At 69.9% G+C, this 10,555-nt stretch carries 12 protein-coding genes; 4 read left to right on the plus strand and 8 right to left on the minus strand.

The window, feature by feature from the left end:
- Positions 1-3 precede the first annotated feature (3 nt).
- The 4 genes from J2850_RS04860 to J2850_RS04875 form a co-directional block, all read right to left on the minus strand.
- The gene (locus tag J2850_RS04860) at positions 4-681 is read right to left on the minus strand and encodes a DNA-3-methyladenine glycosylase family protein (protein WP_209979293.1); all 678 of its coding nucleotides are present in this window, start codon (positions 679-681) and stop codon (positions 4-6) included.
- 42 nt (positions 682-723) lie between these two features.
- Positions 724-966: a phosphoribosylformylglycinamidine synthase subunit PurS gene (gene purS / locus J2850_RS04865; protein WP_209979295.1), complete on the minus strand. Its 243-nt coding sequence runs from the start codon at positions 964-966 to the stop codon at positions 724-726.
- Between the two features lie 39 nt (positions 967-1,005).
- Complete coding sequence (gene purC / locus J2850_RS04870) at positions 1,006-1,770, minus strand: phosphoribosylaminoimidazolesuccinocarboxamide synthase (protein ID WP_209979298.1); 765 nt, start codon at positions 1,768-1,770, stop codon at positions 1,006-1,008.
- A gap of 159 nt (positions 1,771-1,929) precedes the next feature.
- Entirely contained in the window at positions 1,930-2,706 is a 777-nt protein-coding gene (locus tag J2850_RS04875) for an NRDE family protein (protein ID WP_209979300.1), read from the minus strand.
- A 181-nt stretch (positions 2,707-2,887) separates the two neighbouring features.
- On the opposite strand from J2850_RS04875, the gene J2850_RS04880 reads away from it, so the two are divergent.
- Complete coding sequence (locus J2850_RS04880; RefSeq protein WP_209979302.1) at positions 2,888-3,208, plus strand: DUF1476 domain-containing protein; 321 nt, start codon at positions 2,888-2,890, stop codon at positions 3,206-3,208.
- Between the two features lie 60 nt (positions 3,209-3,268).
- Here the strand turns inward: J2850_RS04880 and J2850_RS04885 are convergent, their stop codons facing one another.
- Positions 3,269-4,150, minus strand: coding sequence for an N-formylglutamate amidohydrolase (locus tag J2850_RS04885; protein WP_209979304.1), 882 nt, complete (start codon positions 4,148-4,150; stop codon positions 3,269-3,271).
- 322 nt (positions 4,151-4,472) lie between these two features.
- Between J2850_RS04885 and J2850_RS04890 the strand changes: the two genes are divergently transcribed.
- The gene (locus tag J2850_RS04890; protein ID WP_209979305.1) at positions 4,473-5,426 is read left to right on the plus strand and encodes a M14 family metallopeptidase; all 954 of its coding nucleotides are present in this window, start codon (positions 4,473-4,475) and stop codon (positions 5,424-5,426) included.
- Between the two features lie 20 nt (positions 5,427-5,446).
- Here the strand turns inward: J2850_RS04890 and J2850_RS04895 are convergent, their stop codons facing one another.
- Entirely contained in the window at positions 5,447-5,950 is a 504-nt protein-coding gene (locus J2850_RS04895) for a CreA family protein (protein ID WP_246512800.1), read from the minus strand.
- 146 nt (positions 5,951-6,096) lie between these two features.
- On the opposite strand from J2850_RS04895, the gene J2850_RS04900 reads away from it, so the two are divergent.
- Positions 6,097-7,239 carry an AI-2E family transporter gene (locus J2850_RS04900; RefSeq protein ID WP_209979309.1) on the plus strand — a complete coding sequence of 381 codons (1,143 nt, stop codon included), beginning with the start codon at positions 6,097-6,099 and terminating at the stop codon, positions 7,237-7,239.
- A gap of 49 nt (positions 7,240-7,288) precedes the next feature.
- Here the strand turns inward: J2850_RS04900 and J2850_RS04905 are convergent, their stop codons facing one another.
- Positions 7,289-8,302 (minus strand): DUF6352 family protein, encoded by a 1,014-nt coding sequence (locus J2850_RS04905; protein ID WP_209979310.1) that lies wholly within the window; start codon positions 8,300-8,302, stop codon positions 7,289-7,291.
- A gap of 30 nt (positions 8,303-8,332) precedes the next feature.
- Positions 8,333-9,367 (minus strand): alpha/beta fold hydrolase, encoded by a 1,035-nt coding sequence (locus tag J2850_RS04910; RefSeq protein WP_209979312.1) that lies wholly within the window; start codon positions 9,365-9,367, stop codon positions 8,333-8,335.
- Between the two features lie 168 nt (positions 9,368-9,535).
- On the opposite strand from J2850_RS04910, the gene J2850_RS04915 reads away from it, so the two are divergent.
- Positions 9,536-10,093: a septal ring lytic transglycosylase RlpA family protein gene (locus tag J2850_RS04915; RefSeq protein WP_209979314.1), complete on the plus strand. Its 558-nt coding sequence runs from the start codon at positions 9,536-9,538 to the stop codon at positions 10,091-10,093.
- Positions 10,094-10,555 lie beyond the last annotated feature (462 nt).

Here is a 10,555-nt window from a genome sequence, read left to right on the forward strand (position 1 = left end):
GACTTACCCCCTGCCCCGCCCAGCGGAAGGTTGGGGTGAGGGCAACGGCTCCCGCGCCGGCCCGAGACCCCGCGCCGCCCGAGCCTGCTCCTGCAGTGCCACGTAATGGTGCCACACCAGCCGTGCCGCCAGCGAACGGTGGGGCCGCCAGGGCTCGGCGACCGCGATCAACTGCGCCGCCGTCGGCTTCTCCGCCCAGCCCTTCAGCCGCTGGACGCCGAGCTGGATCGCCAGGTCGCCGATCGGCCAGATGTCCGGCCGGTCGAGCGTGGTCATCAGGTAGACCTCGGCGCTCCAGCGGCCGATGCCCTTGAGCGCCACGAGCCGGGCGATCGCCTCCTCGTCGGGCAGGGAGTGGATGATGTCGAAATCCAGGCGGCCGTCCGCCACCGCCTCGGCGAGGCCGCGGGCATAGCCGATCTTCTGGCGGGAGAAGCCGCAGGCGCGCAGCGTCTCGTCGTCGAGCGCCAGGATGGCGTCGGGCGTGACCGCGCCGCCCAGGCGTTCCTGCAGCTTGGCCCACAGCGCCAGCGCCACCTTGGTGGAGAGCTGCTGCTCCATCACCATGCGCAGCAGGCCGACGAAGCCGGTCGGCCGCGTGAAGTCGCGGATGACCGGACCGCCGACCCGCAGGCATTCGGCGAACATGGGGTCAAGCGCGGTCAGATGCTCGACGCTCATCGGCCGTGGCCCATGTCCGGAAAACGGTTCAAGGCCGGCGGCTCAGGCCACCAGCTCGATGGCGTAGTCCTCGATGACGGTGTTGGCGAGCAGCTTGCTGCACATCGCCTCGACTTCCCGGCGGGCGGCCGCCTCGTCGGTGCTCTTGAGCTGCAGCTCGATCACCTTGCCGGCACGGACGTCCTCGACGCCGTCGAAGCCCAGCGTGTGCAGCGCGTGCGCGATCGCCTTGCCCTGGGGGTCGAGAACGCCGCGCTTGAGGGTGACGTGAACCTTGGCCTTCATCGGATGTCCGCTTGCTAGAGGGAGGTGGGGGAAAGGGGGTTACTGAAGCGTCTTGGGGCCCTTGACGTCGCTCGGCCCGCCTTCCGGCAGGATGCCGAGGCGCCGCGCGACCTCCTGGTAGGCTTCCTCGACGCGGCCCAGGTCCTGGCGGAACCGGTCCTTGTCCAGCTTCTCGTTGGTCTTGACGTCCCAGAGCCGGCAGTTGTCGGGGCTGATCTCGTCGGCCAGGACGATCCGCATCTCCTCGTTCTCCCACAGCCGGCCGAACTCCAGCTTGAAGTCCACCAGCTTGAGGCCGATGCCGAGGAAGAGGCCGGACAGGTAGTCGTTCACGCGCAAGCTGAGCGCGACCATGTCGTCGAGATCCTGGGGAGCGGCCCAGCCGAAGGCGGTGATGTGCTCCTCCGAGACCATCGGGTCGCCCAGCTCGTCGGACTTGTAATAGTATTCGATGATCGAACGCGGCAGCGGCGTCCCTTCGGGGATCCCGAAGCGGCGCGACAGGCTGCCGGCGGCGACGTTGCGCACCACGACCTCGATCGGGATGATCTCGACCTCGCGCACAAGCTGCTCGCGCATGTTCAGGCGGCGCATGAAGTGCGTGGGCACGCCGATCTCGGACAGACGGCTCATCAGATACTCGGAGATGCGGTTGTTCAGCACCCCCTTGCCGGTGATGACCCCCTTCTTCTGGTTGTTGAAGGCGGTCGCGTCGTCCTTGAAGTACTGCACCAGGGTGCCCGGTTCCGGCCCTTCGAAGAGTACCTTAGCCTTGCCTTCGTAGATGCGCCGGCGTCGTGTCATTGCGTGTTCGTCCAAATACGTACGGACCGGTCAAGCGAGCTTGCCGGCCCAGGAATGTGCCACAGTGATATAGCAAGCCGGCCGATTGAACACAACGACGCGGCGGGGCGGGCCTGGGGGGCGGGTCTGGGGAGCAGGATTGCGCGACCGGCGGGCGCCTCACCCCGTTTCGACCGGGCTGTAGGGCACCGCGTGCGGCCGGCCGGCCGCGAAGTGCCAGATCGCGTCGAGTTCCGGGCGCTCGACCCGCGGCAGGGCGACGAGGCTGCTCGACGTCGTGCCGAAGCCGCTGGGAAGCAGGAAGTCCATCGCCCCGCGCTGCCCGATGTCGCCCTCCCAGATGCGGCTCCCCATCAGGTCCGGCCAGCCGCCCCAGCCGAAGGACTCCGCGTCCGGCGCGTCGGTGGCCGGCGGCGCCGCATGCTCGAACAGCGGACGGTAGAAGGCGGTCCGCGGATCCTGCGGGTCGTCGAGCTCGAAGGCGGTCAGCATGTGGACGCCCGCCGGGATCGAGGACACTTCCGGCCGGTGGCGGGGGTTGGCGCCGCGGTGGACGATCAGGACGGCGTCGCGGTTGTCGGCGACCACGAGGTTGAAGGGCCGGTAGGCGCGGATGTCGAGGTCGGCGAAGCTGCGCGCCGCCTCGGCGGCGTCGGCGTGGTCCAGCGCATCCAGCACCAGCTCGCCCCGCGACCGCTTGCCGGCCTCCGGCCCCAGCGTGCCGAAGCGGTTGAGGACGACCGCCACCACCCCCTCGTCGTTGAGCCCCATCCAGGAGCCGCCGGCCAGCTCGTCCAGTCCGGCCACGACGTTGGGCCGGTCGGGCCAGTGGCGCGCCGGCGGCTTCCAGGGACGGCCCGCCATCTCGTCGCGGTTGCCGGCGACGACCAGCGGCCATGTTGCATCCGGCCGCCGCAGGAGAATCACGCTGCACATGCGATGCCCTGTCTCTTTTCTGTTGTGGCCCTGCCCTGCCTATGTCCGCCCGGCGGCCGGACGGACGCGGAAACCCGCGGAATATCCGCGGCGTTAACGCGGCCGGACGGTGACGGGAACCGCCCGCAGGCTATATTATCCATTTATCAGGGAGCGAAACCATAAGGGAGCCCGGGTCGCCATGACCACCTTCGACGACCGCGAGAAGGCCTTCGAGACCAAGTTCCAGCACGACGAGGACCTGCTCTTCCGCATCCGCGCCCGGCGCGACCGCCTGGCCGGCGAATGGGCCGCCGACCTCATGGGCCTGAGCGGGGCCGAGGCCGAATCCTATGCCCGCCAGATCATCGACACCGACATCGCCACCCCCGGTCCGCACGACATCCGCGACAAGCTGCGTGCCGACCTGCACGCCAGGGGCGTCGACATCTCCGACCACCGGGTCGAAAAGCAGATGGCCCATTTCCTCGACCTCGCGCGCGAGCAGGTCACCAAGGCCTGACGAGGGCACGGGACAAGGGGCGGCGGGCGGCGCGCCTCGCCGCCCCGGGCTGCGAAACGCTCACTCCGCCGCCCGGCGCAGCACCGCCTGGCCGGCATGCTCGGCGATGCGGCGGATCAACTCGTCGATCTCGCCCTTCAGCCGGCCGAATCCCTCGTGACGCTCCAGCGTCTCCTCGTTCATGTAGAGCCGCCGGTTGATCTCCAACTGGATCGAATGGCGGCCGCGCGCCGGGTCGCCATAGCGCGCCACCAGCTCCACCCCCTTGTAGGGATCGTTGATTGCCACGCGGTGGCCGAAGCCCCGCAGCGTCCCCGCCACCAGCTCGACGAAGCCGGGCTCGCTGGTGGTGCCGTCGCGGTCGCCGATCACGAAATCCACCGCCAGCGGGTCGCGCCCGTCGGGGCGCAGGGACGACGGCATCGAGTGGCAGTTGACGTGCCAGACCGTGCCGAAGCGGCCGGCGAGCCCGTCGAGCAGCGCCTGCATCTGGGCATGATAGGGGCGGTAATAGCGGTCGATGCGGTCGGCGACGACCGCGGCCGGCAGCTTGCCGTCATAGAGCGGCACGCCCGGCTTCAGCATGCTGCGCACCAGCCCCATCCCCAGCGTGCTGCGCGCGGTCGGGCGCAGCGGCACCGGCCAGTCGCCGTCGATCAGCGCCGGGTCGATGTCGTCGATGGCCCGGTTGACGTCGATGCAGGTGCGGGGAAACAGGGCGCACAGCAAGGTGGCGCCATGGTCGGGGGCGCTGGCGAACAGCTCCTCGACATGGCTGTCCTCGGCCTGGCGCAGCAGGGGATGCGGGCAGATCACCCGGAAATCGGCGGGATAGACGCAGCCGCTGTGAGGGGAGTCGAACAGGACCGGCAGGCGCCCGTCCCGGCCGGCCGTCCCGGCCGGGTCGTTGCGGACCAGCACGTCATCGATCACGAAGCTCATCGACCGCCTCCGACCGGACGACCCGAACATGACAACCGCAAGATCGGCCCCGACCCCATGAATCCGCCGGACCCGTCACCGGCGGGGTCCGGCGGATCCTATAACCCATGCGTCAAGGGGGCGTCGACGGCAAATCGTCATGATCCTGCCATGCCCGTGCAACAGAGGCCCTGTGCGGGAAAGGCGGCCGGAACCGGCACGGCGCCGGCAAGGCGGGCGCGGTCCGGGCCGGCGGCAGCGAAATTTCCCACCCGCCGGGACTGGCGCGGAGTCGCTTGGTTCGTCATACTGACGGGAGCGCCCACCATGGCGAGCCCCCCGCTTGACCGACCCGCTCCACGCTCCCGTCGAACTCTCTCCGCCGGACATCGCGCCCTACCGCCGTGGCAACACCGGCATCGACCACGTCACCAGCCTGACGGCGGCCGAACCGGGTCCGCACGTCGTGTTGAACGCGCTGGTGCACGGGAACGAGATCAGCGGCGCCATCGCGCTGGATTCGCTGCTGCGGCTGGGGGTGCGGCCCCGCCGCGGCCGGCTCAGCTTCGTGTTCGCCAACACCGCGGCCTACGCCACCTTCGACCGCCAGAACCCCTACGCCTCGCGCTACCTGGACGAGGATTTCAACCGGCTGTGGTCGCCGCAGATCCTGGACGGGCGCCGCGACAGCGTGGAGCTGCGGCGCGCCCGCGCCCTGCGGCCGTTCTATGATTCGGCCGACCTGCTGCTCGACCTCCATTCGATGACCGCCGACACGGCGCCGCTGACGCTGTGCGGCAGGACCACGCGGGGGCGCGATCTGGCGCTCGGGCTCGGCTACCCGGCCTGGGTGGTGGCCGACGAGGGGCATGCCGGCGGGCGCCGCCTGATCGATTACGGCGGCTTCGCCGAACGCGAGGGCGCGCGCACCGCCATCCTGGTGGAATGCGGGCAGCACTGGCGGGCGGAGACCGGGGTGGTGGCGCTGGAAAGCTGCCTGCGGCTGCTGCTGGGCCTGGAAATGATCGACCCGCCGGCGGGGGCTCCGCGCCTGCGCCGGCGCGGCGACCCGCAGCGGCTGGTCGAGGTCACCGACGCCGTCACGGCGGCCAGCGAGCGCTTCCGCTTCACCGCGCCGTTCGTCGGCATGGAGGTGATCGGCCGGGCCGGCACGGTCATCGGCTGGGACGACGCCCGTGCGGTGACGACCCCCTACGACGACTGCGTGCTGATCATGCCCGCCCGCCGCGTGAAGTCCGGCCAGACCGCGGTGCGCCTCGGCCGAATCGTCGGGTAGCCAGGCACGCCGGTCCCCGCTCATTTCGCCGCCGGCTTGCCCTTGGTCCAGGTGGCGTTGGCGGCGAACAGCGGCACGGTCGAGATCGCCATCTTGGCCGAGGCGTCCTTCACCTGCCGGCTGTACACCACATAGACCAGCGTGTCGTTCGGCCGGTCGTAGATGCGCCGGATGGCGATCGACTTGAAGATCAGGCTTTTCCGTTCGGAGAAGACCTCCTCCCCCTTCTGCGACACGTCGATGTCGCCGACGGTCACCGGGCCGGTCTGCCGGCAGGCGATGGAGGCGTTGGACGGGTCCTCGAACCAGTTGCCCTTGCTCAGCCGGTCGAGCAGGCTGCGGTCGAAATCGACCAGATGGCAGGTGACGCCCTGCACCTTGGGGTCGCCGATCGCCTGGATCTCAAGGCCGTTGCCGGTCCAGTCGTTGGAAAAGCGCCCGACCACCTCGTCCGCCGCCGCCGGGCGGATCGCGGAGGCTGCCGTCAGCACCCCCAGAACCAAAAGGCCTGCCCAAACGTTCATCAGGGAAATCGGGCTGCGCATCGCGACTGGGTCTCCGGCTATGGACGGGCGGGACCGCAGGAGGCGCGGTCCGGCAAAGCACTCCCCTAGATCGGAGGAGCGGGCGCCACCGTCAAGCGCCGCCCTCCGGAGGTCCGGCCACCGCGATGACAGACCGCCAGTTCGCCTCGCTCCCCACCGCTCCCGAAGCCCCGCTTCCGGGAACGCCGGAGCCGGTCACCGAGCCCCTTCCGCCGCCCGGCCATCGCCGCGACCCGCTGACCGTCGCCGCCGTCGGCCTGTTCGTGATCGCCGTGCTGTTCGCCCTGTATTTCGGTCGCGACGTGCTGCTGCCGATCATGCTGGCGCTGATCCTCAGCTTCCTGATGCGGCCGCTGGTGCGGGCGCTGTACCGCGTCGGCATCCCGGAGGGCCTCGGCGCGGCCATCATGGTGGTGACGCTGTTCGGCGGGGTGCTGCTGGCGATCTACACGCTGTCCGCGCCGGCCGCCGAATGGGTCAACCGCATGCCGCGGGTCCTGCACGAGCTGGAATTCAAGCTCGGCGACGTCCGCGCCGGCATCGAGCGCGCCCGCGAGGCCTCGCGCCAGATCGAGCAGATCACCAAGGAGACCGGCGAGGGCGGCCCGGTGCGCGAGGTGGTGGTGCGCGGCCCCACGCTGATGGAACAGGCGGTCAGCCAGGTCGAATCGGTGCTCGCCAACGTGGTGATCCTGCAGGTGCTGCTCTACTTCTTCCTGGCCCGCGGCCGCCACTCGCTGGAGGCGCTGATCGGCACCATGCGCAATGTCGACGACCGCGTGCACTACGCGATGGTCGCGGCGACGCTGCAGCAGAACATCGCCGTCTACCTGCTGACCATCACCGTCATCAACGTGGCGCTGGGGGTGGCCGCCGGGCTGATGATGTGGATGTGGGGCCTGCCCAATCCGGCGCTGTGGGGGGTGCTGGTGGCGCTGGCCAACTACATCCCCTTCATCGGCCCGGCGGTGATGACCGGCGTGTTCTTCCTGGTGTCGGTGCTGACCTTCCAGGGGCTCGGCGCCATCCTCCTGCCGCCGCTGTCCTTCGTCGCCCTGACCACGCTGGAGGGCAACTTCCTGACCCCGATGATCGTCGGGCGGCGGCTGTCGCTGAACCCGATCGCGGTGTTCGTGTCGATCCTGTTCTGGGGCTGGCTGTGGGGTATTCCCGGCGCCCTGCTGGCGGTGCCGATCCTCGCCATCCTGAAGATCCTGTTCGACGCGCACGAGCCGCTGAAGCCGGTCGGCGCGGTGCTGGGGGGGTGAGGGGCGGACGGGCCGCCGCTCACGCCGCCACCGTTCACGCCGCCACCGTTCACGCCACGGCCGCGAGCGGCAGGTTCACCAGCAGGTTCTGCGGCTTCAGCTTCAGCCGCCGCCCCTGCGTCATCGCCAGCCCGAGATAGACCGGACGCCCGGCGAGGTCCGGGCGCATGGCGGCGGGATCGGCGAAGTCGAGGCGGAACAGCGCCAGGACCTGGGCGAGGCGCTCCTCCCCGACCTCGGCGCCGTTGTAGAGGTCGTTGAGGATCGCGGTCGCCGCGCCGTCCAGCCCGACATGCCAGACCCAGCGGTCGTCGCGGATGCTCTGCACCGGCTGGATCGAGACGGCCACCCCCAGGAAATGCGCCACCCACGCCTCCAGCACGCGGGCCAGCGCGTCGAGGCCGGCTGCGGCGAAGGTGATGTCCAGCACCGTGTCGTGCCGGGAGTCGCGCGCCCAGTAGAGCGGATGGTTGGTCTCGTCCAGGATGTCCAGCTCGACCGAGCGGGGAGCGGTCCCCGCCTCCACCACCAGACGGCCGAGCGAGCCGAAGCCGCCGGACGCCGCCATCATCTCCACCGTCTCGGTGTCGGCCAGCCGCACCCGGCCCTCCTCGACCGAGACGGTCTGCTCGCGGAAGAACAGCTCGCCCGCTCGTGCCCGCAACCCCGAGGGCGTGCCGTCGAGGATGCCGCGCAGGATGGCATGGACGAGTTGGTCGACGAACAGGCCGGGCACCCCGCGGGCACCCTCGCGGAACAGGCGGATGTAGCAGCCCTCCAGCGTGCCGGCGGCGAGCAGGCGGTCGCGGAAGGCAAGCCAGACCCGCCAGTTGTCGCGGGCGTCGGCATCGGCCATGCCGTCGAGCAAGGGGTCCGGGACCGGCCGCGCCGGATCGTCGAGCAGGGCGGCATGGAGCGTGCGCTCGGCGTCGCAGGCCTCGTCCGGCGGGCGCATTTCCGGCCGCAGCAGGTAGGCGCGCAGGAAATCCGGCGTCACCGCCAGGTGGTTGTCGGCGTCGCGGGCCAACAGGCTGAAGCCCGACGCCGTCCAGAAATCGGTCATGCTGGTGAGAATCCCCGGTCCCGAAGGCGCCTATCCGACGACAGAGCCGGAGGCCGGCGCAAGCGTCTTGTCGAGGAAGGCGTCGATGTCGGCCCAGACGCGGTCGCGGATGGCGTCGCATTCCATAAGGAGCTCGTGCTTGGCCTCGGGATAGTCGATGACCCGGGCGTTGCCCAGCCGGGCCGCCACCGCATGGTGCGCATCGCCCCGCACCACCTGGTCGGCGGGCGCCGACAGCATCAGCACCGGCGTGCGCACCCGTTCGAGTCCCAGCGGGCCGCGCAGCGCGTCCTCGGCATCCAGCGCCGCCGACACCCAGGCGAAGCTGACGCCGCCGACTCGCAGGTCCGGCCGTTCGGCGAAGGGGCCGTGGAAGGCGGCGTAGCGCCGCGGGTCGGAGGTGATCGGGTTGTCGGGGCGGAAGCGCCCCTCCGCCGGGTCGTAGTCGCCCTGCCCCGGCGCATAGCGCTCGCCCCAGCCGAGCGCCAAGCCGAGCGAGGCGAGCCAGCGCGCCAGCCGACGCGGCAGCCGGCCGAAATTGACGGCGTACATCGGTGCCGACAGCAGCACCGCGGCATAGCGGCCGGGATCGTCGTCGGCATGGCGGGCCAGGGCCAGCACCGCCACCAGCGCGCCCATGGAGTGGGCCAGCAGGATCAGCGGCCCGCCGGTCTCCGCGACGACCGGCGCCACAAGCTGGTCATGCAGGGCGTCGAGGTCGTCGACCAGCGTCGTGAAGTCGCTCAGGTGGTGGATCTGCGGGTTGGGCAGCGGCCGTCCGGACAGGCCCTGGTTGCGCCAGTCGGCGGCGACCACCCGGAAGCCGCGGACGGCCAGGGCGTCGGCGGTTTCGGCATATTTCTCGATGAACTCGGCCCGGCCGGTCAGGATCAGCACGGTGCCGCGCATGCGCTCCGGCACCGGCCAGACGGCGGCGCGCAGCCGCACCCCGTCGGCGGCGGTGACGAACCGGGTCTCGGCCGGTCCGGCCGCGGCTTGGAGGCCGCGGTCCGCCTCACCGTGCCGGCCCGCCGCCGCGATGGTCACGGCGAAATCATCCGTCATCCTGCTCCCCTTTTCGTTGCGCTCGCGGGTCCGACCGATCAGTACTTCGTTCTGCAGCCAGAAAAAACCAAGACATCCAAAACCGGAAATAGTGGCTTGATCTTGCCTCCGCCCGGGGTGGGAACTCTTTTCCTTGCCTGCCGTTGGTGCGCAGTTGGAGGTGAACCTATGAAGACATCACGCATCATCGCCCTGGCGCTCGCCGCCATGACCCTGAGCGGCGGCGCGCTGGCAAACGGCAAGCCCAAGGTCCCGCCCGTCCATGTCGAGAAAGAGGATGGCGAGGGGATCCTGGTCCACAAGGGGGAAGCGTCCTTCTACAGCCACAAGTTCCACGGCCGGACCACGGCCAATGGCGAGACGATGAACCAGAACAAGCCGACCGCTGCGTCACGCGCGCTGCCGCTCGGCACCAAGGCGACGGTCACCAACGAGGAGAACGGCCGCAGCGTCGACGTCATCGTCAACGACCGCGGCCCCTATGTCGACGGCCGCGTGATCGACCTGTCGCGTTCGGCCGCCAAGAAGCTCGACATGATCGACGACGGCACCGCGCCGGTGAAGGTGGAGGTCAAGCCGTCCGAGCAGCCCAGCGAGACCGCCCGCGAGAAGGTGGAGGCGAAGGTCGACCAGCTCACCCCCGATCCCCAGGTCGCCGAGCGCGATCGGGCCCGGAGTGGCAGCAGCGGCAGCGACAAAACGTCGCATTCCGGTTCCGGCAAGTAATGTGGCGGCGCAGCGCAAACAACCTTCGAGTCGCTGCGCCGGCCCCGCCGCCTCTGCCGCATTGGCGAACCAATTGTCATGCGCCCGTCAGCCGCTTGTAAAATGACGAATATTCGTCGACGCCTCACGGCGGGCGTACTTCGATCGGCTTATCCGCCGCCCTGGTCTTGGAGCGGCGGACAGGCCCGATCAAGTGGCTGATGCGATTTCCGTTTTCCAAGCCCGGCCTGTCGCCTGGACGTGCCGGACCGGCCATCGGTCAAACCAATGCAGCCCGGTGTCATCCGGCAGCCGTTCCTCGGCCAGCGATCCCGGCCGGACCGTTAGAGAATTTTTTGCATTTCTGGAGGAGACGTGGGGGGGGGGGAATGGCAGGCGGGGGCAAAAAAACCACCCCCCCCCAACAAAGAGCGCCACCCCCCCGCCCACCCCGCCCCCCCCCCCGCAGCAAAACGAAAACAC

The sequence above is a fragment of the Azospirillum picis genome (assembly GCF_017876115.1).
GTDB classification, from domain to species: Bacteria; Pseudomonadota; Alphaproteobacteria; order Azospirillales; family Azospirillaceae; genus Azospirillum; species Azospirillum picis.

Excerpts from the sequence above, each read along its gene's own strand:
- J2850_RS04900 (WP_209979309.1), top strand. The coding sequence starts at position 6,097 with ATGACAGACCGCCAGTTCGCCTCGCTCCCCACCGCTCCCGAAGCCCCG.
- J2850_RS04915 (WP_209979314.1), top strand. The coding sequence starts at position 9,536 with ATGAAGACATCACGCATCATCGCCCTGGCGCTCGCCGCCATGACCCTG.
- purS (WP_209979295.1), bottom strand. The coding sequence starts at position 966 with ATGAAGGCCAAGGTTCACGTCACCCTCAAGCGCGGCGTTCTCGACCCC.
- purC (WP_209979298.1), bottom strand. The coding sequence starts at position 1,770 with ATGACACGACGCCGGCGCATCTACGAAGGCAAGGCTAAGGTACTCTTC.
- J2850_RS04875 (WP_209979300.1), bottom strand. The coding sequence starts at position 2,706 with ATGTGCAGCGTGATTCTCCTGCGGCGGCCGGATGCAACATGGCCGCTG.
- J2850_RS04910 (WP_209979312.1), bottom strand. The coding sequence starts at position 9,367 with ATGACGGATGATTTCGCCGTGACCATCGCGGCGGCGGGCCGGCACGGT.
- J2850_RS04895 (WP_246512800.1), bottom strand. The coding sequence starts at position 5,950 with ATGAACGTTTGGGCAGGCCTTTTGGTTCTGGGGGTGCTGACGGCAGCC.
- J2850_RS04860 (WP_209979293.1), bottom strand. The coding sequence starts at position 681 with ATGAGCGTCGAGCATCTGACCGCGCTTGACCCCATGTTCGCCGAATGC.
- J2850_RS04885 (WP_209979304.1), bottom strand. The coding sequence starts at position 4,150 with ATGAGCTTCGTGATCGATGACGTGCTGGTCCGCAACGACCCGGCCGGG.
- J2850_RS04880 (WP_209979302.1), top strand. The coding sequence starts at position 2,888 with ATGACCACCTTCGACGACCGCGAGAAGGCCTTCGAGACCAAGTTCCAG.
- J2850_RS04905 (WP_209979310.1), bottom strand. The coding sequence starts at position 8,302 with ATGACCGATTTCTGGACGGCGTCGGGCTTCAGCCTGTTGGCCCGCGAC.